19 protein-coding genes are annotated in these 23,296 nt (G+C 70.7%); 12 read left to right on the top strand and 7 right to left on the bottom strand.

Features of this window, described 5'->3' with window-relative positions; all coding sequences use genetic code 11:
- Positions 1-7: 7 nt before the first annotated feature.
- Positions 8-841 carry a YobF C-terminal domain-containing protein gene (locus tag C4T78_RS26640; RefSeq protein WP_235863629.1) on the top strand — a complete coding sequence of 278 codons (834 nt, stop codon included), beginning with the start codon at positions 8-10 and terminating at the stop codon, positions 839-841.
- Here C4T78_RS26640 and C4T78_RS26635 read toward each other — a convergent pair.
- The 3 genes from C4T78_RS26635 to C4T78_RS26625 all read right to left on the bottom strand — a co-directional run bounded on the left by C4T78_RS26635 (position 838) and on the right by C4T78_RS26625 (position 3,005).
- Entirely contained in the window at positions 838-1,593 is a 756-nt protein-coding gene (locus C4T78_RS26635) for a YqeB family protein (RefSeq protein WP_441347031.1), read from the bottom strand. The two genes, C4T78_RS26640 and C4T78_RS26635, sit on opposite strands and share 4 nt — an antisense overlap.
- A 59-nt stretch (positions 1,594-1,652) precedes the next feature.
- Positions 1,653-2,261 carry a TetR/AcrR family transcriptional regulator gene (locus C4T78_RS26630; RefSeq protein WP_093354492.1) on the bottom strand — a complete coding sequence of 203 codons (609 nt, stop codon included), beginning with the start codon at positions 2,259-2,261 and terminating at the stop codon, positions 1,653-1,655.
- A gap of 102 nt (positions 2,262-2,363) precedes the next feature.
- Positions 2,364-3,005 carry a superoxide dismutase family protein gene (locus C4T78_RS26625; RefSeq protein WP_093354489.1) on the bottom strand — a complete coding sequence of 214 codons (642 nt, stop codon included), beginning with the start codon at positions 3,003-3,005 and terminating at the stop codon, positions 2,364-2,366.
- A 178-nt stretch (positions 3,006-3,183) separates the two neighbouring features.
- On the opposite strand from C4T78_RS26625, the gene C4T78_RS26620 reads away from it, so the two are divergent.
- Positions 3,184-4,116, top strand: coding sequence for a DMT family transporter (locus C4T78_RS26620; RefSeq protein ID WP_093354487.1), 933 nt, complete (start codon positions 3,184-3,186; stop codon positions 4,114-4,116).
- A 181-nt stretch (positions 4,117-4,297) separates the two neighbouring features.
- Here the strand turns inward: C4T78_RS26620 and C4T78_RS26615 are convergent, their stop codons facing one another.
- On the bottom strand, positions 4,298-5,401 hold the full coding sequence (locus C4T78_RS26615; RefSeq protein ID WP_177247652.1) for a S8 family serine peptidase: 1,104 nt from the start codon (positions 5,399-5,401) through the stop codon (positions 4,298-4,300).
- Between the two features lie 592 nt (positions 5,402-5,993).
- Positions 5,994-9,194, bottom strand: a complete 3,201-nt coding sequence (locus tag C4T78_RS26605; RefSeq protein WP_093354483.1) for a right-handed parallel beta-helix repeat-containing protein — start codon at positions 9,192-9,194, stop codon at positions 5,994-5,996.
- Positions 9,195-9,435: 241 nt separating this feature from the next.
- On the opposite strand from C4T78_RS26605, the gene C4T78_RS26600 reads away from it, so the two are divergent.
- Together C4T78_RS26600 and C4T78_RS26595 are read left to right on the top strand one after the other, a co-directional pair.
- The gene (locus C4T78_RS26600; protein WP_177247651.1) at positions 9,436-10,227 is read left to right on the top strand and encodes a sensor histidine kinase; all 792 of its coding nucleotides are present in this window, start codon (positions 9,436-9,438) and stop codon (positions 10,225-10,227) included.
- 48 nt (positions 10,228-10,275) lie between these two features.
- A complete protein-coding gene (locus C4T78_RS26595) occupies positions 10,276-11,139 on the top strand; it encodes a hypothetical protein (protein ID WP_093354479.1) in 864 nt (287 codons plus the stop codon).
- A gap of 9 nt (positions 11,140-11,148) precedes the next feature.
- On the opposite strand, the gene C4T78_RS26590 is transcribed toward C4T78_RS26595, so the two are convergent.
- Together C4T78_RS26590 and eccCa are read right to left on the bottom strand one after the other, a co-directional pair.
- On the bottom strand, positions 11,149-11,871 hold the full coding sequence (locus C4T78_RS26590) for a response regulator transcription factor (protein ID WP_258958362.1): 723 nt from the start codon (positions 11,869-11,871) through the stop codon (positions 11,149-11,151).
- A gap of 113 nt (positions 11,872-11,984) precedes the next feature.
- Complete coding sequence (eccCa, locus tag C4T78_RS26585) at positions 11,985-15,923, bottom strand: type VII secretion protein EccCa (protein ID WP_218161626.1); 3,939 nt, start codon at positions 15,921-15,923, stop codon at positions 11,985-11,987.
- A gap of 298 nt (positions 15,924-16,221) precedes the next feature.
- Here eccCa and eccD point away from each other — a divergent pair, with 298 nt between their 5' ends.
- From eccD to C4T78_RS26545, 8 genes are all read left to right on the top strand, one after another.
- Positions 16,222-17,592: a type VII secretion integral membrane protein EccD gene (gene eccD, locus C4T78_RS26580; protein ID WP_093354475.1), complete on the top strand. Its 1,371-nt coding sequence runs from the start codon at positions 16,222-16,224 to the stop codon at positions 17,590-17,592.
- 72 nt (positions 17,593-17,664) lie between these two features.
- On the top strand, positions 17,665-19,095 hold the full coding sequence (eccB, locus tag C4T78_RS26575; RefSeq protein ID WP_258958361.1) for a type VII secretion protein EccB: 1,431 nt from the start codon (positions 17,665-17,667) through the stop codon (positions 19,093-19,095).
- A gap of 108 nt (positions 19,096-19,203) precedes the next feature.
- Positions 19,204-19,548, top strand: coding sequence for a hypothetical protein (locus C4T78_RS26570; RefSeq protein WP_093354470.1), 345 nt, complete (start codon positions 19,204-19,206; stop codon positions 19,546-19,548).
- A gap of 14 nt (positions 19,549-19,562) precedes the next feature.
- A complete protein-coding gene (locus C4T78_RS26565) occupies positions 19,563-19,844 on the top strand; it encodes a WXG100 family type VII secretion target (RefSeq protein ID WP_093354467.1) in 282 nt (93 codons plus the stop codon).
- 14 nt (positions 19,845-19,858) lie between these two features.
- Positions 19,859-20,179, top strand: coding sequence for a hypothetical protein (locus C4T78_RS26560; RefSeq protein ID WP_093354465.1), 321 nt, complete (start codon positions 19,859-19,861; stop codon positions 20,177-20,179).
- Positions 20,180-20,257: 78 nt separating this feature from the next.
- Complete coding sequence (locus tag C4T78_RS26555; RefSeq protein WP_093354462.1) at positions 20,258-22,408, top strand: hypothetical protein; 2,151 nt, start codon at positions 20,258-20,260, stop codon at positions 22,406-22,408.
- A gap of 112 nt (positions 22,409-22,520) precedes the next feature.
- Positions 22,521-22,949 (top strand): YbaB/EbfC family nucleoid-associated protein, encoded by a 429-nt coding sequence (locus C4T78_RS26550; RefSeq protein ID WP_093354460.1) that lies wholly within the window; start codon positions 22,521-22,523, stop codon positions 22,947-22,949.
- The gene (locus C4T78_RS26545) at positions 22,939-23,271 is read left to right on the top strand and encodes a hypothetical protein (protein ID WP_093354457.1); all 333 of its coding nucleotides are present in this window, start codon (positions 22,939-22,941) and stop codon (positions 23,269-23,271) included. The genes C4T78_RS26550 and C4T78_RS26545 overlap by 11 nt, the downstream gene beginning before the upstream one ends.
- The last annotated feature ends 25 nt before the right edge of the window (positions 23,272-23,296 follow it).

Raw genomic sequence — 23,296 nt, 5'->3', positions numbered from 1 at the left:
GGTCATGATGTTCGGTCGCGAGGCTCCGGGGGTCGGGGTCGTCGAGACCGCGACCGGGAGCCCGTTCGGCGTGCAGCTCGCCGGGCCGGAGCTGCCGTTCTTCGATCCGCCCGGGTGGGATCCCGGGATCGGGGTGGACGACGCGCTCGCGGCCTTCGGGTGGAGCGCGGAGACCACCAGCGGCGGCTCGGCCGATGCCGCGCTGGCGCGGCTGGCCGAGCGGGTGGCGGTGGCGCCGGTCATGGTCGGGCCGGTCGAGATGGGGCACCTGCGGTACCAGCCGAGCATGACCGGGCCGATCGGCGCCGACCACTACGTCGTGGTGCTCGGCATCGACGGCGACCACGTCCACCTGCACGATCCGCAGGGCTATCCGCACTCGCGGCTGCCGGTGGCGGACTTCGTCGCCGCTTGGCGGGCCGACGCGGTCGACTACGGCGAGCCGTTCACGCTGCGCGCGGACTTCCGCCGGACCGCGCGGGTCGAGCCGGAGGCGGCCATCCGCGCGTCGCTCGACCGGGCCAGGCACTGGTTGCGCGAGGAGGCGGGCAGCGGGGCCGCCGCGCTCGCGCTGGCGGAGCAGGTCGAATCCGGTTGCGGCGATGATCTTCGCGGGCACCTGGTGCACTTCGCGGTCCGCGTCGGCGCGCGGCGGCTGGCCGACGCCGCGACGTGCTTGCAGTGGATCGGGCTGACCGGGGCCGCGACCGTGGCTTCCGAGCAGGCGCGGTTGGTCGGCTCGCTCCAGCATCCGCTGGTCGTCGGTGAGGACCGCGAGGCCGCCGGGATCCTGCGGGAGCTCGCGCCGACCTACGACGCCTTGCGGCGGCAGCTCGCTTAGCCGGGGATCAGGCGGTACTGCTGGGTGTCGTCGCGGTCGCGCAGGACCACTCCGATGGCCTGGAGCTGGTCGGCGAGGTCGGCCGCCGCGCCGCGCTGCTTGTCGGTGAGGGCTCGGGCCCTGGCGCGGAGCAGGCCGTTGGCCTCCTCGTCCAGGCCCGGCCGGCCGTCCACCCACTTGCGGAACTCGTTCTCGCGCGGGTCGGCCGCGCCCGCCCACGGGTAGCCGTGGCGCTCGAACGCCTCGCGGACCTGCTTCTTCGACAGGTCGGAGGACTTGTGGCGGGCCAGCTGCCGGGTGGTCGCGTCCAGGAAGACCAGCTCCTTGCCGTCCTGGAACACCGCGTCGATCCGGTCGCGCCGGAGGTACCGCTCGGCGCCGTCCTGCTTGAGGTGGACGCCCGCCGGGTCGACGGTCAGCTCCAAGGCCTCCTTCTTCGCCTCGGCCGCCAGCCAGGCGCCCGCGAGCAGGCCGACGACTGCCAGCACCGGCACCGCCCAGACCGTCGGCAGCTCGGCGGCCAGCCGCAGCGGGCCGGGGGCGTCGCCGATCAGGTCGACGATCCAGTTGACCAGGGGCTTGGCCAGGAAGCCCAGGCCGAGACCGAGCGCGCCGCAGCCGATCCCCAGCGCCCAGAGCACCGAGCTCTGGAGGCGGAGCGTGGTGGACTGTCCCGCCTCTCCGGAATTTTCAGCGGTGGTCGCGTTTGGCGTTGTTCTCGCGCTTTGCGATTTCTGGTGGCTGGGTTGCATCACGGTCCCCTGGGGTGCGGTTGAGTAGGACTCCTGCCCCCTTGTTGACGCAAGGGGTGTCATGCGTGGTCTCCGGCGTGGTCGCACGGTCGGGAGAGGAATCGGGTGATCATCCGGCGCAGCATCGGGCGCGGATCGTGGTCGGGATCGGCGTTGAGGAACGCGCCGTCGATGGCGACCTGGATCCACTGCGCGGCCTCGCCGGGATCCAGCGCCGGGTCGATCGAGCCGGCGCGGATGCCGCGTTCGACCAGCGCGGCGAAGCCCGCGTGCTGGGTCGCGGCGGTCTCGGTGATGAGCCGCGCGAGTTCGGGGTCCTTGCCCACCTGCCGGACGAGCTCGACCATGATCCCGGGAGCCAGCGGATCCATCGCGTCCGCGGCCAGCACGTCCACCATCGCCAGCAGCGAGGCCACCGGGTCGTCACCGGTGGCGTGCCGCGCCACGAGCTCGCGGGCGGCGGGCAGGTCCCGTTCGAAGAGCGCGCGGAACACCGCCCGCTTGTCCGCGAAGTAGTAGAAGACGCTGCCCGAGCTCAGCCCGGCGGCCTTGGCGATCTCCGCGGCCGAGGTGCTCTCGAAGCCTTGTTCCGCGAACAGCGCGATCGCGGCGCGCATGATCGCGTCGCGCCGCGCGGCGGCGCGTTCGGGATCGGCGGTCCGGGCCATGCCGTCACGCTAGCAGATTAACTGAGTGGTCAGTTAAAGAATGGGGCCTGAAAAGAGGGCGCCCGCCCGCGAGCGCCCTCCACCGTCACCCCGCGGGGACGGTCAGAACTTGGCGTTGAGGCAGGCCAGGCGGCCTCCGGCCGTGCCCGCCTTGCCCGGTTCGGTGTGGGTGTGGCTCTCGTGGATCACGAACGACTTCGCGTCCTGGCGGGTGTCGAAGGACCAGTTGCCCTCCGTCGTGGCGGTCGCCTTGCCCTGCGCGTCGGTGTGGAAGTCCAGCCACACCTCGTTCTGCGGGTTCGCGTAGGCCGGGTCCACCGACGGCTTGACCGGGTCCGCCTTCTCCTGGAAGTGCGGGCCGGCGTCCTCACCGGTCGGGCCGCAGGGCTTGGTGTGCACGTGCGCGCCGTACTCGCGGTTGGGCACCAGGCCCTCGAGCTCGACGGTGATCTTGGTGCTGCCGTTGGTCCGCTCGGAGGCCAGGTCGACCTTGGCGCCGTCCGGGACCAGGGCCGGGTCGTAGGTGACCGCCTTGGCGTCCGGCGTGAAGGAGCCGTAGGTCGCGGTCGTGCGCGCGGCCGCGGCGGTCTGCTGCTCCTGGCCAGGGGTCTCCTGCTCGTGGCCCGGGGGGTGTTCCTCGGGAGTGCCCTCCTCGGCGGGCTGGCCGCCGCACCCCGCGACCAGCGCGGCCGCCGCGCACGCGCCGAGGATCGAACTGAGCAGTCGGGTCCGCTGCTGGGGCATGGGTATCCGTCCTTATCCGTCACCTGCTGTAGCGGTGTCGATTCTGCCCGTGATGTCGATCTCGCGGCCACGGGCATAGGTGGGTGCTCTCCGGATCGAGCCTAGGACGGGGTGCGCGCGGTGTCCTGTCATGTGAACCGGGGCGAATGCGAGATCGATTCGCGGTTAGGTTGGCGGCATGGCGTTGGCGCGGGGTGCGGACCGGACTTGGTTGGTGGCGCTGGCCACCGCGATGTGGGGCACCGACGCGCTCTGGCGGCAACCGCTCGCGACGACGCTGCCCTCGGCCAGCGTGGTGTTCTGGGAGCACGTGATCATCGTGCTGCTGCTGGCGCCGCTGCTGCCCCGCGCGTGGCGCGCGCTGCTGGCCTGCGGGCCGCGCGAGCGCATCGCGATGATCACCGTCGGCATCGGTTCGTCGGCGCTGGCGACCGCGCTGTTCACCACCGCGTTCAAGTGCGGCGATCCGGTGACGCCGCTGGTCCTGCAGAAGCTGCAGCCGATCTTCGCCGCGGTGGCGTCCTACGCGTTGCTGCGCGAGCGGTTGACCGGGCGCTACTTCCTGTTCGCGGTCCCGGCGCTGGTCGGGGCCTGGTTGCTGGCGTTCGAAGACCCGCTGCACATCGAGGTGTCGCAGGTGGTGCCCGCGCTGCTGGCGCTGGGCGCGGCAGCGCTGTGGGCGGCGGGCACGGTGCTGGGCCGGTACGTCAGCCGCCGGATTCCGGCGCGGGACGTGACCGCGCTGCGGTTCTCCATCGGCCTGCCCGCGGCTGCGGTGGTCCTGCTGGTCAGCGGCTCGCCGGTGGCGGTCGGCTGGGACAACGCGTTCGGCCTGGTGCTGCTGGCGCTGATCCCCGGGCTGCTGGCGCTGGGCCTGTACTACGTCGGTCTGAGCACCACGCCCGCGGCGCGGGCGACGTTGGCGGAGCTGTCGTTCCCGGCGACGGCGGCGATCATCGGGGTGTTCGTGCTGGGCGCGGAGCTGAGCGCGACGCAGTGGGCCGGTTTCGCGCTGGTGGTGGTGATGGTCGCCGCGCTGGGCTGGCACGAGCGGGTCAGCCGGGTGAAGCTCGTGGAAGCCCCGGAGGCCGAGCCCGGCCCAGGCCGGTGACCGGCCCCACCTGGGCAATTTCAATGGAAATCGCACCTTCGATTTCAATGGAAGTTGCCCACCCGTCGGCGTGTCGGGCACCCGACACACCGACGGTGCGTCGGGATTCGTGCAATTTCAATTGAAATCAGACGTGCGATTTCAATTGAAATTGCACGGGGTCCGTTGTCGGGGTGAGTGGTCAGGGGGCGGGGCGCCAGCGGCGCTTCCGGCCGCGGGGGATGACGACCGCCAGTGCGGCAGCGGTGCCGATCACGACTGCGGCGGCGGTTGCCACGATCGCGGCAGTGATGTCCGGGGTCGGGTCCACCGGTGGCGGCATGTGCACCGCTGCCGGGACGACCGGCGGTTTTCCTTCCGCCGTGGGGAATTCCGCGGTCACCGCGGTCGCCGGGTCTACGACTCCGCTGCCCAGCAGCGGGTGCGGAGCGCCGCCCGGCGGCGGGTAGGCGGTGTCGCGCAGGCGCCGGGCGAGGTCGGCGCCGGTCAGGTTCGGGCGGTAGGAGAGCGCCAGGGCGGCGGTGCCGGAGACCTGCGCGGCGGCGACGGCGTCTCCGCCGGAGATGAACAGGCCGTTGCCGCGGGGGCCGATGCCCGTCATCGCCACGCCCGGGGCCGCGATGTCCACCTTGACTCCCGGTGCGACCAGGGCCGGGGCGCCCTTCGGGTCGATCGCGGCGACCGACAGGACTTCCGGGTAGGCGGCGGGGAACGCGGGCACGACCTCCTCGCCGGTGCCGGTCGACGCGGGAGCGACCACGACGACGCCTGCGGCTGCGGCCTCCCGCACCGCGGCGGCCAGGGAGTCGCTCGGGGCGGCTGCTTCCGCTGCCACCGAGATGATCCGCGCACCGCCCGCCACCGCCTGGCGGATGCCGCCTGCGAGGCTGTCCGCGGTGGCGTTGCCCTGCTGGTCGGTTGCCTGCACGGCCAGGATCCGCGCGCCCGGCGCGACTCCGGAGAAGCCGCCGCCGGGGCGCGGTGCGGCGGCGATGATGCCCGCGACGAAGGTGCCGTAGCCGACGCAGTCCGGACCGGCACCGGTCACCCGGCCGGCCAGCGCCGGGGACGTCGCGTCCACGCCGCTGCCGACGACGGCGACCGTGACGCCCGCACCGTTGCCGTGCGGCCAGGCGCGCTCCGGCCGGAGCTGGGCCTGCGCCCACGGCTTCTCGTCGAGCTCCACTGTGGACCCGGTGCGGCACTCCTGGTGGGACCGCAGCACCGGGGAGATCGCGGGCAGCTCCGGAGCGGCAACCGCCACCGGAGCCGAAAGCGCCGACACGGCACCGAGAACAGCCAACAACCGAAAGCCATTTCGCACACCCCGAAGCTAAGCCGCCCGAACCACCACCGACACGTCCCGGAAAAAGGGCCCGCCAGAACCAACACCGGCCACGGACCACGGAAACCGGCCACACCCACCGAGCCCCACCGACCACGACCACCACGGACTGACCACGATCTCCGGGTGCCGGGTGCCGGGTGCCGGGTGTCGGGTGTCGGGTGTCGGGTGTCGGGTGTCGGGTGTCGAGCTCTCCGAGCACCGGCCACTGGCCACGACTCCGGGCTCCGGCGCCCGGCGCTGGCCACGACTCCGGGCTCCGGCGCCCGGTGCTGGCCACGATCCCCGAACACCGGCGACTACGACCACCACCGACTGATCACGATCTCCGGGCACCGGGCACCGGGCACCGGGCACCGGGCACCGGGCACCGGGCACCGGGCATCGGGCTCCGGGCTCCGGCGCCCTGTGGCGTGCGCCGGGGCTCGGTGCCGGGGTGGTGTGCAATTTCAATTGAAATTTGACGTGAGATTTCAATTGAAATTGCGTGGTTTCGGTGTGTTGGGGGGGACGCGCCGTGGTGTGTTGGTGGTCAGAGCGGGAGGTCTTCTGGGTGGATGTTGCGGAGGTCTTCCAGGGTCGGGTTGGGCAGGGTGCTGAGGCGGCCCGCTTGGCGGGTCATCGTGGACTCCAGCAGCTGGCGGGCGTAGCGGGCGTTGCCGAAGCTGCGGTCCCGCGGCATCTCCTCGAGGTGGCGGCGCAGCGCCGCTAGGACGTCCTCGCCGCACTCGTAGCCGTTGGTGCGGGCGCTGCGGTCGAAGATGTCGGCCAGTTCCGCCGGGGTGTAGTCGGTGAACTCGACGTGGCGGGAGAACCGCGAGCCCAGTCCCGGGTTCGTGGCCAGGAAGTCCTGCATCTCCGCCGGGTAGCCCGCCACGATCACCACCACTTCGTCGCGGTGGTCCTCCATCAGCTTCACCAGCGTGTCGATCGCCTCGCGGCCGAAGTCGTTGCCACCGGCCGAGGTCAGCGCGTAGGCCTCGTCGATGAACAGCACGCCGCCGCGGGCCCGCTCGAAGGCGTCGCGGGTGAGCTGCGCGGTGTGCCCGATGTACTTGCCGACGAGGTCGGCGCGGCTGACCTCGACGAGCTGGCCGGTCGGCAGCACCTCCAGGTCGGCGAGCACCTCGCCGTAGAGGCGGGCCACCGTGGTCTTGCCGGTGCCGGGCGGGCCGGCGAACACCAGGTGGTGGCTGATCTTCGGCGTCGGCAGGCCGGCCGCGGCGCGCTGCCGGTTCGCCGCCAGCAGGTTCACCAGGTCCTCGACCGCCGACTTCACCGACGGGATGCCGGTCATCTCCCGCAGCCGGGTCAGCGCCGAGGGCTTGTCCGGCTCGGCGGCCTCGGGTTCCGCGCCGATGTCGGCGGGCAGCATGCGGGACAGCTCGTCCTGGTCGGCGTCGGGCTGCCCGGCGAGCCGGACCGCCTGCCGGTCGATCATCTCCTCGAACAGCTTGCGGGCGGCGCGGCCGTTGCCGAAGTCGGGGCCGCGGTGCATCCGGCCGAAGTGCCGCTCCAGCGCCTGGTGGGTGCCCTCGCCGAGCGAGTAGCTGTGCGCCTCGCACATCCGTTCCACGATGGTGACCAGCTCGGGCACCGCGTAGTTCTCGAACTCGACGGTGCGGTTGAAGCGGGACGCCAGGCCGGGGTTGGAGGCCAGGAAGCCGTCCATCTGCTCGGAGTACCCGGCGGCGATGACCACCACGTCGTCGCGGTGGTCCTCCATCAGCTTCACCAGCGTGTCCACCGCTTCGCGGCCGAAGTCGGGCCCGCCGCCCTCCTGCGCGTTCAGCGTGTAGGCCTCGTCGATGAACAGCACGCCGCCGAGGGCCTTGTTGAACGCCTCGGTGGTCTTGATCGCGGTGCCGCCGACGATCTGGGCGACCAGGTCGGCGCGGGCCACCTCCACCAGGTGCCCGCTGCGCAGCGCGCCGAGCGAGGCGAGGATCTCGCCGTAGAGGCGGGCCACCGTGGTCTTGCCGGTGCCGGGCGGCCCGGCGAAGATCAGGTGGCGGCTCATCGGCAGCGCGGGCAGCCCGGCCGCTTCCCGCCGCTTGGCCATCTCGGTGAGGTTCACCAGGGTCGTGACCTGCTGCTTGACCCCGTCCAGCCCGACCAGGGCGGCGAGTTCGGTGAGCGGCCCGGCCTCCGCGTCGCTGGTTCCGGCGTTGTCCCGGCTGTCCAGGTTCTCGATCTCCAGCCGGGAGCTGTCCGGCGTGTGCACGCCCGCGCCGCCGTTGCCGGTCGCGGTGCAGTTGGTGACCGCGACGTGCTCGGTGCTCTCCACCCGGACGCCGTCGCGGGTGTTGTCGACCAGCTCGCAGTCCTCCAGGGTGGCGCGGCCGCCGTCGTGCACCAGCACGCCGTGCCCGTCGTTCTTGACGATCTTGCTGCGCAGCAGGGTCAGGTCCGCGTGGTCGGCGACGGTGACGCCGTCGCCGGTGCAGTCGCGGATCTCGCACTCCCGGAGCAGCCCGGTGCCGCCCTGCTCGACGGCCACGCCGGTCGCCGCCCGGATCACCGCGCGGTCCGCGGTCGGGTCGGCGTCCTCGCCGATGCGCAGGCCGGTGCGCGTGACCTCGCCGATCTCGACGTCCTCCAGCCTGCCGTGCCCGCCGCCGAACACCGCGATGCCGTCGCCGCGGACGTCCTGCACGGTGATCCGGCGCAGCATCGGGTTCGCCCCGGCGCGCACGGTGATCCCGGTGCCCTCGACGTCGTGCACCTCCAGCCGCTCGAACTCGGCGACCGACTCCTCGGTGAGCACCACGCCGTCCGCCGCGCAGTCGCGCACCGAGGTGTCGCGGAAGATCGGCCCGGCCAGCTCGCCGACCTCGATGGCGGCCTTGCGGGTGCCGAAGATCCGCAGTTCCTCGTAGCTGCCCTTGGCCTTGTCGGTGATCAGCAGGCCGTTGGCCTTGGTGCGGCCGATGCGGCAGCCGGTGAGCACCGGTTCGCTGCCGCCCAGCACCACCACGCCGTGCTCGCGGGTGCCGGTGAACGAGCAGTCCCGCAGCGTCGGGCGGCCCTGGCTGTGCACGTAGGCGCCGATGGCCACGTCCTTGACCGAGGTGCCGCGGATGGTGGTGCTGCTGTTGGCCTCCAGCGCGATCGCGGGCTTGTCGGTGCGGGAGATCTGGCAGTCCTCCACGGTGCCGCGCGAGTCGGCGTTCGCGCAGACGCCGTTGCCGCGGCTATCGCGCAGCACGCAGCGGCGGATGGTGGGCGCGGCGCGGTCGCTGATCACGATCGCCGAGCTGCCCAGGTGCTCGATCACGCAGTCCTCGACGACGCTGCCGGCCTCGGAGGTGTCCACGATCCCGGCGCCCGCCGCGTTGGTGACCCGGCAGTCCCGCATCGCCAGCGAACCGGATTCGCGGGCCAGCACCGCGGTCCAGGCCGAACCGGTCACCTCGCAGTCGTCCATCGCCGCCTGCCCGCGCGGAACGTCCACAGTGGGCAGTTCGGGATCCCGGCCGCGCAGCACCAACCCGCTGAGCTGAACGGCTTCGGACACCACGCGCACCGCGCTGCCCCGCACCGGGGACAGCTCGACGGTCCGCGAGCCCTCGGCCGCGATGATGGTGACCACCTTGGTGATCACCAGGTTCTCCTGGTAGCGGCCGGGGTGCACCGAGATGACCGAGCCGGGGCGGGCCTGCTCCAACGCCGCCGCAATGGTCCGGTGCCCGTCGGATCCCTCGGCTCGAACGGAAAGCACAGGCCGCGCCACAGATACTCCTCCAGCCACCGCGCGTCCGGGCGCGAACCCGGAATCGCTCGAGTTGAAACGGTGTTCCCAGCCTGCCCGGAATGCCCCGGTCGCTGTAGTCCCAACTACGTAGCCCGCAGACCCCTATTCATGGGACTGCCCGCGCGTGGTTGCCGGGAGGTTAAATGGAACGGACGAATCGGAGGGCACCGAAGCCGCCCGAACTCGGCGAACGCACTAGGGGTGACCGAACGTGGCCAGGGTGAGCAGGGGTCTGGTCGCGGCATGCGTGGCGTCGAGCGCGACGGGCTGGCTGCTGGGCTACTGGTCGCGCCGCCGAGCGACCCCGGAAGTGCGCTGGCTGCGCCAAGAGCTCACCGCGACCAGCAACGCGCTGATCGAAGCCGAGCACGAGCGAGCCGACCTCCGGCGCGCGCAACGTGAGCTGATCACCGCCATCTCCCACGAGCTGCGCACCCCGCTGGCCAACATCCGCGGCGCCGCCGAGGCCCTGAAGGACGGCGTGGCGCAGGAACCCGAGCGCTACCTGGACAGCCTGATCGGCGGCGCGCAGCGCCTGAACCGCGTCACCAGCGACCTCTTCGAACTGGCCCGCCTGCAGGTCGACAGCGTGCAGCGGACTCCGGCCAGGCTCGCCGACCTGCTGGATTCCGCGCTCGCATCGGCACTTCCGGTCGCGCTGGAGCGCGGCGTGCGGCTGCACGGCGTCGGCCTGGACAGCGCGACCGACCCGGTGCTGGTGGACGTCGCGGTGACGACCCGGGCGCTGGCGAACCTGGTGATGCACGCGGTCCGCCACACGGTGCCCGGCGAACCGGTGACGGTGACGGCGGTGGTGTCGGGCGATGAGATCGAGGTGATCGTGGTCGACGGCTGCGGCGGCATCGCCGAGCTCGACCTGGCGGCGGAACCGGCCGACAGCGGCCTGGCGATCACCCGCGGCCTGATCCGCGCCCACGGCGGCGACGTCCGCGTAGACCAGGTGACCGACGGCTGCCGCTTCACCACCCGCCTCCCCGCCGGTCTCACCTGACCGGCGCGCACCACCGGCTGTCGGGCGCGGCTGCGACACTCCCCGCTCATGACGACACCACCGCGCTGGACCGACGACCTGTTTCCGTTCCCCACCCCGCCGGCGCTCGCCAAGGTGATCGACATCGCCTGGGAGGAGGGCTTTCTCGCGACGGACCTGTACGAGGAGGGCCTGTACGACGCTCCCCGCGTGCAGACCAGCCCCGCCCTGCCGTTCGAGCTGTGCGAGGTGCCGCTCGCGCCCCCGGGCTGGGAGTACTGCTACGCGGGAGAGGCGTTCCGCAGGCACCACGTGCCGTTCATGTCCGTCCCCGAACTCCTCCCGTTCGCGGACCTGGGCAACGGCACCTGCGTCGGATGGGTGGTTCCCGCACCGGAACTCGGGCGCACCGACCACCCCGTTGCCTCCTTCGGCCACAAGAACCCGGGCATCGTCGGCCGGAACACCTCGGAGGGGCTCACCTTCCTGCTCGCCCTCGCGCTGCGCGGCGGAGGGGAGCGCCGTCGCGCCCAGGTGGTGCGGCTGGCCGCCGAACTCGGCATCCACCCGACTCCGGAGCACGGGATCAACCCGGACGGCAGCGACGCGGAGATCCCGCTCGATCTCGCGCCTCCCACCGGCTGGCGCCACGAACCCGACCCGGCGGGCATCGGTATCGGCGTTCTCGCACCGGAGGACGCCTTCGCCGACGAGATCCCGGCCTTCACCGGTGAAACGGACGACATCCTGGCCGATGCCGCGCGGATGCTCGACGTCGGCTGCCCGGCGAGCGCTCTCCTGGGGCTCACCGCCGCCTACCACGACGACGTCGAGCGCCTCCCGGATCTCCACCCCCTGTGGGCCCGCGCCTACGCCGACCTCGGTCGGCCGCTGCTGCGCGCGCGTCTCGACAGCATGCTGGAGAACCGCTAGCGGGGGCCGTCAGGAGGCCGGGCCGAAGCGGTAGCCGACTCCCCAGATCGTGTTGATGATCGTCGGGTTGGCCGGGTCCGTTTCGATCTTCTCGCGGAGGCGGCGGACGTAGACGCTGATCATCGAGGAGTCGCCGACCTTCCACTGCCAGACGCGCTGCATCAGCTCGTCCTTGCGGAAGGTCTCGCCGGGGTGGTCGAAGAAGAAGTCCAGCAGGTCTCGCTCGCGGCCGGTGAAGCGCAGCGGCTTTCCGGCTTTGGTGACCTGACGGGTCGTCAGGTCCATGACCAGGTCTTGCACCTGGCGGGTTTGCGGTGCGGGCTGCGGTTGCGGGGTGCTCCCCGCCGAGCGGCGGAGCAGTGCTTGAGCGCGGAGGACCAGTTCGCGCGGGCTGAAGGGCTTCGTGACGTAGTCGTCCGCGCCGAGTTCCAGGCCGTGGATGCGGTCGTCCTGCTCGCCCAGGGCCGTGACGAGGATGATCGGCACCGAGCTCTGCTCGCGCAGCTTGCGGCAGACGTGGGTGCCGTCCAGCCGGGGCAGCATCCGGTCCAGGATCACCAGATCCGGGTTGAACGCCTGGAAGCCGTCCAGCGCCATCACGCCGTCGGCGGCCACCGCCACCAGCATCCCGGCGTGGTTGAGGTAGCTGGCGATGACCTCGGCCATCATCGGATCGTCTTCGACCACCAGCACCCGGTGCCGTCGCTGCGCACCGGACGGTCCGATGTCCACCGCACGCCTCCGATCAAGCCGACCGGTTCAGAGCCTAACCGGTGCGCGCGCAACCGGTTGAACTGCTGGGCCGGTTCCGCGGGAAGTGCGGGCTTCCCGCGGAACCGGCCGCCTCATCCCGCCTTGAGCAGCGGGGTTTGCAGCAGGACCGTCTTGCGCCGGGTGATGTACTGCGCGCGGCCCGGGGGGAGCTTGCGCGGCTTGGCGTCGTGGAACGCCTGGCCCTCCGACGGCGGGCAGGACAGCAGCGCGCCCGGCGTGTTGACCTCCAGCATCCGCCGCACCAGCGGGTCGTACATGGCGCGGGAGAGGCCGTTGGCGCTGCGGGCGACGATCAGGTGCAGGCCGATCTCGTGGCCCTGCGCGAGGCAGTCGAGGATCGGCAGGAACGGGTTGTCGCCCTGGTCGGCGCCGAGCATGTCGTAGTCGTCGACGATCAGGAACAGCTCCGGGCCGCTCCACCAGTCGCGCTTGCCGAGCTGGTCCGGGCTGATCTCCGGGCCGGGCAGGCGTTCCCGCATCGCGCGGGACGAGCCCATCACCGCTTCCCGCACGAGGTCCTTGGAGACGGCGTAGCCGAGCCGGTACTCCTCCGGCACCACGTCGAACAGCTCGCGGCGGAAGTCCACGAAGGTGATCCGCGCTTCCTGCGGGGTGTACTGGCGGGCGACCGCGGCGGCGACGTGCTTGAGCAGGTTCGTCTTGCCGGTGGAGTCGTCGCCCGCGATCAGCAGGTGCGGGTGCTGGGTGAAGTCGTGCCACAGCGGCTCGATGTCCTCGCCGGACAGGCCGAGCGGCACCCGCAGCTGACCGGTCGCGGCGGGCAGCTCGGTGACGTCGAGGACGGCGGGCAGCATCTTCACCCGCGGCGCGGCCGGGCCGTGCCAGGCCGACGCGATGGTGGTGATCAGCTCCTGGGTGCCCTCCGCCGTTTCGCCGGGGCCGTCCAACCGGGGCACGCCGGCGAGGAAGTGCGCCTGGTCGTCGGTGAGGCCGCGGCCCGGGATCTTCGGGACCGTCCCGGCGGCGCGCATGTTGATCGCCGACTCGACCGGGTCGCCGAGCCGCAGCTCGAACCGGGTGGTCAGCTGGTCGCGCAGCCCGGCGGCGACCTCGCCCGGGCGGCTGCCCGCGATCACCACGTGGATGCCGTAGTTCAGGCCGCGGGTGGCGAGCAGGGTGAACTGCGCGACCAGGTCCATGAAGTCCTGGCGGATCGTGGTCCAGCCGTCCACCACCAGGAACACGTCGCCGTAGGGCTCGTCGGCGAACTCGCCCTTCGCGCGCCGCCGCCGGTAGGTGCCCATCGAGTCCACGCCCCACTCGGCGAACTTCTGCTCGCGCTCCTCCAGCAGGGCGTTGACCTGGTTGATGGTGCGCATCATCCGCTCGGTGTCCAGGCGGCCGGTGACGCCGCCGACGTGCGGCAGACCGGCCAGCGAGGAGAGCATGCCGCCGCCGAAGTCCAGGCAGTAGAACTGCACCTCGCGCGGGGTGTGGGTGAGGGCGAGCGCGGTGATCAGGGTGGCCAGCAGGGTGCTCTTGCCGCTCTGCGGGCCGCCGGTGATCAGCACGTGCCCGCCCGCTCCGGACAGGTCCGCCAGCAGCGGTTCGTGCCGCTGCTCGAAGGGCCGGTCGATGATGCCCAGCTGCACCTGCAGGGTGCGCTCGGCAGCGTCCACAGTGCTCAGACCGCGCTCCGGGTCGACGCTCAGCTGCGGCAGCATCTGCTCCAGCGTCGGCGAGACCTCCAGCGGCGGCAGCCAGACGCGGTGCGCCGGCGGGCCGGAGTCGTGCAGCCGCTGCACGGCGACTTCGAGCAGCGACTCGCCGCTGTCCTCCTGCGGCACCTCCGGTTCCTCGGGCATCGGCAGTTCGCGCTGCGGGACGTAGGAGGTGCTGTAGGGCACGATCTGCCGGGCCACCACGGCCTGCCGGATCTCCCGCCGGGCCTGCCGGTAGGCGCCCGAGACGTAGGCGGCCTTGAAGCGGGTCAGGGTGTCCACATCGGTCTTGAGGTATCCCGCGCCGGGCTGCGAGGGCAGCTGGTGGGCGTCCGGAACGCCCAGCACGCCGCGGCTCTCCATCGCGGAGAAGGTGCGCAGGCCGATCCGGTAGGACAGGTGCGATTCGAGCTGGTGCATGCGGCCCTCGTCCAGCCGCTGGGAGGCCAGCAGCAGGTGCACCGAGAGGCTTCGGCCGAGGCGGCCGATCATCACGAACAGGTCCATGAACTCGCGGTGCGCGGCCAGCAGCTCGCTGAACTCGTCGACCACCACGAACAGGGTCGGCAGCGGGTCGAGGTCGGCGCCTTCGGCGCGGGCCTTCTCGTACTCGGTGACCGAGCTGTAGTTGCCCGCCTTGCGCAGCAGTTCCTGGCGGCGGACCAGCTCGCCGTGCAGCGCGTCCTTCATGCGCTCCACCAGCGAGGCCTCGTCGGCGAGGTTGGTGATGACCGCCGAGGTGTGCGGCAGCTCGTCCAGGCCGAGGAACGTCGCGCCGCCCTTGAAGTCGACGAGCACGAAGTTCAGCGTCTCCGAGGAGTGCGTCAGCGCCAGCGCGAGCACCAGGGTGCGCAGCAGCTCGGACTTGCCGGAACCGGTGGCGCCGATGAGCATGCCGTGCGGGCCCTGCCCGCCCTGCGCGGATTCCTTGATGTCCAGCTCGATCGGCGATCCGTCGCCGGTGACGCCGATCGGCACCCGCAGCCGAGCGCCGCCGGAGGCCCGCCTGGCCTGCGTCTTGGCCAGGTCGTGGGTGCGCAGGTCGCCGATGTTGAGCAGCGTGGTGAGCTCGAAGTCGGCGGCCAGCGGCTCGGTCGTGTCGGTGGAGATGGCCAGCCGGTAGGGCGAGAGCAGCCGGGCCAGCGAATCGGCGCGCAGCTGGCTGAGGAAGTCGGGCCTGCCGATCGGGGAGGTCTCCTCCTTGCCCGCCCGCCCGATCCGCACCAGGTCGACGCTGTCGGGGGTGACCTGCAGCAGCAGCGTGCGGGGATCGTTCTGCCAGTCCAGCGAGCCGCCGAGGTCGATCACCGTGGCGTTGCGGTAGCCGTTGGTGGCCATCCGGCTGCTGGTGGCGGGCTGCGCGCCGTCGAGGATCACCACGACGTAGGGCTCGTCGCGGGTGGGCATAGCGTCGCGGTCGAAGAACGGGCGGCCGGCCAGGTCCTCGCCGAGCAGGCCCTCCAGCTCGCCGACGGTCTCGGCGGCCAGCCGGACCGGGCCCGCGCCGTCGGTGTCGGTGGGGTGCAGGCAGTGCGGCAGCCACTTGGTCCACTGCCACTCCTGCAGCTCCCGGCCCAGCACCACGATGCGCAGGTCCTGCGGCGCGTGCAGCACGGCCAGCTGCGCGATCATCGAGCGCACCATGCCGCGCGCGGCGTCGAGGTCGCCGCGCAGCAGCACCCGGGCGTAGGCGCGCAGGTACACCGGGACCGGCTGGTCCGGGACCGTGGAGTAGGCGCGGATGAAGCGGCGCAGCGCGTGCGCGGAAAGCGGTTCCAGGTCCTCGATCGGCTTGGTGGTCGGCTGCGCGATCGTGGTGCCGAGCTGCTGGTCGCCGACGGCCAGGCGGACCTCGCCGAAGTCCGGGTGGTCCGGCCGCACCTCCCACAACCGGGAGGTGCCGACCAGCGACCACGCCGCGCTCGGGTCGGGATGCCGCCAGCGCTGCGCGTGGCGCTGCGCCACCACCGTCTTGCGCACCTGGCGGCGCACCTGGCCGAGGTAGCGGAGGTAGTCGCGGCGGGCGCCGGTCATCTCGCGCTTGCGCTCCGAGGCGGCGCGCAGGAAGTTCGCGGCGAGCATGCCGAGCGCGGCGAGCACCATCATGCCCATCGCGAAGTACATGATGGTGCCGCCACCGCCCATGCCGGGCCGGAGGAAGATCATCACCATCGCCAGCGAACTCAGCGCCATCGGCAGGTAGGTGATCATCCCGGAGAACCCGCCCTGGACCTCGGGCAGCTCCGGCGGTTCCTGGAGGGTCAGCTCGCCGGACGGCATCGGCGGCCCGGATTGCCGTTCAGGACGGCGGAACAGCGTGACGCTCACGCGGATTCCCTTCCCGCTGGGGAAAACTGTGACGGGAGAAGAATTCCACTGAGGACCGGGGATTTTCAGGTCACGTAAATCGGCGACAGCGCGATTGCCGTGCCAGGCCCTATGGTTTTCCCAGGACGACGGCCGAGATGAACCTACTGCAGCGCCGCCGTTCCGGCCTCGAAAGCAACTGTCCCCCGGCGATCGAGGCATTTCGTGTGGCGGCGTCGGGCATCCGAAGCATGGGTCCGGTGCCCGGCGCCGCCGCTCTTTTTCGAATTCCTTGCGGGAAAAGGGAGCGTGAACCGGCGTGAGCACCAGCGCAGTCGCGGGTCTGTGCCGACTGTCCATCCGGGCGCCTGATCGGAACTTCGATCTCGCGGTGCCCACGGACGTGCCGCTGATCGACCTGATGCCGACCATCATCAGCTACGCGGGCAGCCAGGTCGAAGAGGCCGGGCTGGAGCACGGCGGCTGGGTGCTGCAGGCCGTGGGCGGCGAACCGCTGGACGAGGAGTCGACCCCGGAGGCCCTCGGGCTGCAGGACGGGGAGACGCTCTACCTGCGTTCGCGGCAGGAAGCCATGCCCGCGGTGCACTTCGACGACCTCGTGGACGGCGTCGCCACGGGCATGCAGGACCGGCCCTGGTCCTGGAAACCGGCCGCCACCAAGCGGTTGCTGCACGCCTCGACGCTGGTCGCGGCGGGGATCATCTGGCTCGGTCTGCTGCTGCCCGGCGACTCGCTGGTGCGCGCGATCGCCTCCGGGGTGGTGGCGATGTTGCTGCTGGCCGCGTCCGGATCGGCTTCCCGGGCCGTCGGCGATGCCATGGCGGGCACGGCGTTCGGTCTCGCTGCGGTGCCCTACTTCGCGCTGGCGGGCTTCCTCGCGCCGGGCCCCGAGGCGTCCGGGATGGCGGTGCTGCTGGCCGCGTCGGCGACCGCCGCGGGTGGCGCGGTGCTGGCGCTGGCCGCCTCCGGAACGCACCCGCACGCCTTCCTCGGCGTGCTGGTGACCTGCGCTTTCGGCTTGATCACGGCGTTGTTGTCGCTGCTGACGGGCACGCTGGCCGAGGCGGTGTCGGCCACCGCGCTGATCGCGGTGCTGTTCGGCGCGTTCGTGCCCGGCCTGTCGTTCCGGGTCGCCGGGCTGAAGATGCCGCCGCTGCCGACGAACGCCGACCAGCTGCAGGAGGGCATCGACCCGCACGCGAGCCGCCACGTGCTGGAGCGCGCCGCGATCGCCGACCGGTACATGACCTCGCTGTACCTGGCGGTGGGCGCGGTGTGCATGACGGCGGTCGTCGGCCTGCTCACCGAACCGCACTGGGCGACCTACACGATGGCCGGCGTGCTCAGCGCGATCCTGCTGCTGCACGGGCGCGACGTGGGCGGCATCTGGCACCGGCTCTCGGTGGTGCTGCCCGGGCTGCTCGGCTGCACCGTCCTGGTGCTGGCGCTGTCGATGCAGGATCTGTTCGGCCGGCTGCTGGTGTTCGCGGGCGTGGCCCTGGTGGGCACGGCGCTGATGGTCGCGGGCTGGACGGTCCCGGGCAACCGCCTCGTCCCGTATTGGGGACGCGCGGCCGACATCCTGCACGTGGTCCTGGCGGTGAGCCTGATCCCCCTGATGCTCACGGTGCTGGGCGTCTTCGGCTGGATCCGGGCCTTCAACGGCTAGTCGGTGATTCCAGTTCGTGCTCGTGGGGTGGATCGTCCTCAATGTTCACGAGATTCGTAAGGGCGTGGGAGTGTGCAGTCGCGTCGGGATCAGGTTCAGGCGCACATGTTCGTCATGGGACGGCTCAGCGCCGGGATGCTGCGGGCCGATCCGGATATTCCGGACACGCCGCAGCGGCGGACTTCGCGCGGCATCGTCATCGGTGTCGTCGTGTCGGTCCTGCTCGGGCTCGGGACCTTCCTGTTCGGGCTGATCAAGCCCGGCGGCGCGACGTCCTGGCAGGTGGCGGGCGCGGTCGTGGTGGAGAAGGAGACCGGCGCGCGGTGGCAGTACGTCAACGGCGTGCTGCACCCGGTGCTCAACCAGGCCTCGGCGCGGCTGCTGGCCGGCGCGGAGATGCAGGTGCACACCGTGTCGGCGAACTCGCTGGCCGGGACGCCGCGCGGGCTGCCGATCGGCATCCCCGGTGCGCCGGACGGCCTGCCCACGCTCAACGCGCTGAGCAGCGACCCGTGGCTGTCCTGCGCCTCGCCCGCGCCGGGCGGGCGCGATTTCGCGATGCTGGTCGGCGAGTTCGACGGCGAGCCGCTGACGGCCACCGACGGCGCGCTGGTGGCGGGCCCGGACGGCACGGTTTTCCTGGTGTGGTCCGGGCACAAGCTGCGGATGGACGTGGCCTCGGCAGGCCCGGCCGCCCTCGGCTACGGCACCACCGACCCGATCGCGGTGCCCGCCGGATTCCTCAACGCGCTGCCCACCGGGCCGGACCTCGTCGCCCCGGAGATCGACGGCCGCGGCGAGGCCGGGCCGCAGCTGGCCGGTGCGCCGAGCGTGATCGGACAGCTGTTCCAGGACGCCTCGGGCGAGCCGTACCTGCTGACCAAGGCCGGGCTGGTGCCGCTCACCGACACGCTGTTCAAGCTGATCAGCGGTGATCCGCGCACGCAGGCGGCCGCCTACGGCGGGCAGCCGGTGGAACCGCGGCGGATCGGTGCCAAGGACCTCACGGCCAACGGTGCGCCGTCGGCGGCCAAGAGCGAGCTGACCCGGAACGGGGCCTTCCCGGACGCGCCGCCGGTGCTGGTGCAGGACGACGAGCAGGCGCTGTGCGTGGCCACCGAACCCGGCCCGCCGGTGTCGACGAGCGTGTCCCTGCTGCCGAAGGAGCTCACCGACACCGCGAACCCGGTCGTCCCGCAACCGGGGATCACCGTGTCCTGCCCGCGCCCGGACCGGGTGGGCGTCGTGCCGGGCAGCGGCGTGCTGGTCTCGGTGCTGCCCTCCGGGGACGTGCCCACGCCGACGCTGTACCTGGTGGCCGACAACGGCGTGAAGTACCCGGTTCCGTCCAGCGACGTGGCGGGCAGGCTCGGCTACGCGACGGCCGCGGTGGCGATGCCCGCGATGCTCGTCGACCAGCTGCCCACCGGCCCGGCGCTGGACCCGGCGAAGGCCGGTCTGCCGGTGACCGAACTGCCGCCGGTAACGCCCGCGCAGTGCTGAAACACCCGGCCACGTCCCTGTTCTGGGATGTGGCCGGGAGCGGGTGCCGGTTCTAGTTTCGTTGTTGTCCAGCAGTGCTTTTCGGACCAGAAATCCCAGGAGTGAGTCTTGACCACGCCATTCATCGAGCTGAATGACCAGGTACATCAGCAGAAGCTCCAGGCCTTCCACGAGCACCTCGGCCAGATGGCCAAGATCGCGACCACGGTCTCGGGCTTCGAAGCCGAGCTCATGACCGCCTACAACGGCGACGAGACCAAGATCTTCGGCCGCAAGATCCAGGAGTGGGTCGCCAACTACGACGCCGTGCGCAAGCAGTTCGAGCTGATCGTGAACCAGCTCGGGGTGACGCAGAAGAACGTCAGCGGCATGTCCGACCAGAACTCCGGACTGGCCAACAGCCTCGACGTGTCCGGGAACTCGTCGTACACGGTGCTTTCCCCCAAGAGCTGAGGAATGAGCGAAACATGAGTCTGTACATCAACACCGCCAAGGTCAGGGCTCTCCTGGGGGAGTTCAACCGGCAGCACAACGAGATGCAGCAGCTGATCGACCAGGTGATCGTCGACGTCAACGGACTGGGCGCGGCTTCCTCGGGTGAGTGGAAGAACGCCTGGCTCGCTGCCCAGGACAAGGTGACCACGGGCAAGGACCAGATGAAGGACGCCTTCGGCAAGGCCACCATGATCCTGCAGGACATGAGCGACGGCCAGATCGACATCGACTACAAGAACGCCGCAGGCTTCTAGGCGGTCGGTGGACCATGGCTGAGATCGCCCACGACAAGTCCGCGACGGACGCGTACCGCAAGTTGTTCGAGGAGTGCCGCCTGGAGCTCACCGGTGACAAGGACATCATCGCCCTCCAGGGCACCTTCGACATCCTCGCCGGGAAGACGGAACAGGGCAAGCGCGTCGCGGAGCAGTTCAAGCGGTGCCGGGAGGCCCTCACCACGCAGGTGATGGAGTTCGCGAACAAGACGTTGGTCGAACTGAGCCAGAAGCTCGACACCGTTGACCAGAACGTCGAGACCACGACGGACGAGAACTCGAAGAAGGCGGAAACCACCCCCGTCACCTTCTGAAACCGGCCTCCGGCCGGTCTTGGCGAACCGGCCGGAGGCGCGGCGCACGGCCCGGGAAAATCACGGAGGTTCTGGGCGATGCCCTGGGAAGATGTGCTGGACACCTTTGCGGAAACCGCTGTCACCAAGCGCGGCGAGCTGACCGCGAAGCAGTGGATATTGGCAGTGGACTACGACAACTCCGCCGAGGGTGTGTCCAAGGACTGGGACTACACCGGCAAGCAGAGTTCCACGAAGGACAGGGGCACGTCCGGGTTCGACATCGTGGCGGTTGCGGCGAGCGATGTCAAAGCGGGTGGCGGGGCTCGGGTCGGCGTGAAGTTGAACTGGCCGGAGTTCGACAACCCCAGCGGCCCGTGGGCGAAGATCCTGAGCGTGGGCGGGACCGTCCTCGATCCCCTCGTCGGCAGCCCGAACCAGAACCAGGTGCTCAGCTTCCCGAGCTTCACCAACGCCATCAACTCGTTGACCAACGCTGCCAACACCATGCAGAGGTGGGCCGACAGGTTCGCCGAGGAGGCCAAGAACGTCGAGTCCAACAGCAACTTCAAGGGCGAGACCGCGAAGTCGTTCCAGAGCATGCTGCAGAACGGCAGCAGGTCGCTGCAGAAGTTCGCCGAGACCATCGGCGACCCGGTCATGCTCAACTCCTTGGCGGAGAGCCGGGACAAGTACTTCCAAGAAGTCGCGGAGATGCTCCAGGGGTTCATCTCGTGGCGGGATCACAACAGCAATCTGATGTCGCCCGCGGCGGCCGTGCAGAGGGCTTTCAACGACAACGTGCGGGGAGTCACGGTCGAGCGGCCGAACATTTTCGAGAACCTCCAGGTCAAGACGATCCACACGAGCTGGGGCGACTTCGAGATCCGCGATTCCTGGGAGGAGAACCTGCGCGGCAACATCGAGCGAGCCGCGAAGGACCTCTGGCTGGGGCACTTCGCCGGGCACCTCGATCCGCCGCCGAACACCTACCACGGCCCGTTGGTGCAGAACCTGCAGACCACGGCCAACCGGATCAACGCCGACCCGAAGATCGAGCCGTTCGCGTCCACTCACAACGCGCAGCAGAACGAACTGCAGAAGCAGCTCGACGACTTCAAGAAGCAGTACGGCGACCAGCAGAAGAACCTGCAGGACTCCCTGAAGGAGCAGCAGGACCAGCAGAAGCAGGAGCTGCAGGACCTGCAGTCGCAGAACGATCTGCAGAACCAGGACGGCCTGGATAACTTGAAGGACCAGGGCGGCGCGGGAGGTCTGCAGAACGAGCTCGGCGGGGAGGGCGGCGGTCCGGAGACCTCGGAGCTCAACGGGGGCACCGGGCCGGACGCGGACCTGACCGGCGGGGACACCGACGTCGACGCCCCGGAACTCGACGGGCTGGACGAGAACAACGGGCTCGGCGGGAGCACGTCGGAAACGCTGGGCCTGACCAGCGGCAACGGCGACGACCAGTTCGCAGGCGGGCCCGTGCCGCACGGGCTCGGGGGAGGGCCGATCACCTCCGGCCTGAACTCGTCGGGCAACGGGTTGGGAGGCGGTCCGGACGGGTTCGGCCAGAGCTCCATCTTCACGCCCGACGGCGAGCTCGTGCGCGGCCCCGACGGCACTCCGCTCTCGGTGCCCAACGGGTCCACGATCAACCCCGACGGGACCATCACCAAGCCGGACGGCACGAAGGTGCTCGGCCCGGACGGCAAGCCGCTGGTGGTGCCGGAGGGCTCCTCGATCAAGCCCAACACCGCCATGCTCAACCCCAACGGCAGCCAGTACACGGACTCCAACGGCAACCCGCTGTACGGGCCGCGCGGGTCCTACCTCAGCCCGACCGGGCACATGCTGGACCAGAACGGCCGGATGATCTTCGGGCCCGGCGGCAAGCCGATCACCGTCCCCGATGCGGTGAACCACAACAAGCTCGCGCTCAACAACCCCGGCGTGGGCAAGAAGTTCGCCTTGTCGCCCGGCGAGATCAGCGACCCGATGAAGCGGGCCACGATGAACAGCTCGGCGCTCAACGAGAAGCTGAGCAAGCCGTTCTCGATGGCCACCGAGACCTCCGGCCTCGGCCGCGGCGGGCAGAACGGCCAGCAGCCGATGATGCCGCCGCCGGCGATGGGCGGTGGCGCGGGCGGCCAGAACGAGCAGAAGCGGCAGTCGAGCACCTGGTTGCAGGAGGAAGAGGAGACCTGGGGAGTCGCGCACGGCTTCACCGGTCCCATCGGCCGCTGACGATCAGCCGACCGACCGTGGGGATTCGCGATTTCAATGGAGATCGGACGTCCGACCTCCATTGAAATCGCATGCTCCGCGCGGCGCGGTCACCGGATGTGAGGAGCACGGGATGAACTTCGGCAGCTTGCAGTCGCAGCTCGACGAGACGCTCGCCGAGCTGAACAAGCAGCGCGAGGAGCTGCAGCGGGTCGAGGACGACCTGTCCAAGCGGACCGCCTCGGTGCGCTCCAAGGACCGGATGGTGACGGCGACGGTCGGCGTCGGCGGTGAACTGTCCAAACTGGAGTTCCACGACGAGCGGTACCGCTCGATGCCCAAGGCCGAGCTGGCCGCGGCGATCGTGAAGATCGTGTCCGAGGCCCAGCGGCAGCTGCAATCGGAGATCAACGAGGCGATCCGGCCGCACCTGGGCGACACCGCCGAGCTGCGCAAGCAGTTCCGCGACGAGTCGCCGTGGGGCGACTTCCTGGCCCCGCTGCTGGACATGCAGCAGGAGGCCTCGTCCTGGCTGAAGGAGAGCAACCGCAATGGCAGGTGACAACGAGATCATCGCCATCCCGGTCGACCTGAAGCAGAAGTTCGCCGCGCTCGGCTCCTCCGAGATGGCCCTCAAGAAGGCCTGCGAGATCTGGGAGGGGATGGACGCTGAGCTGCAGGTGGCCGCTGGCAACGACGACGAGACCGCCCGGTCCATCAAGAAGGAGGCCAAGAACCTGAACAGCAACATCACCGGGATGCTCGACTCGCTCAGCAAGCTGTTCAACCTGACCACCGAGAAGGGCCAGCAAGCGGCCGACAACCACGACAAGCAGTCCGACTACAACTCGCAGTCGGCGAACAGCATCGAGACCGGGAACTGACGGCTCCAGCAGCAGACCGCCCCGC

The sequence above is a fragment of the Saccharopolyspora kobensis genome (assembly GCF_900108315.1).
GTDB classification, from domain to species: Bacteria; Actinomycetota; Actinomycetes; order Mycobacteriales; family Pseudonocardiaceae; genus Saccharopolyspora; species Saccharopolyspora kobensis.
This window is presented reverse-complemented; position numbering and strand designations above follow the sequence as displayed.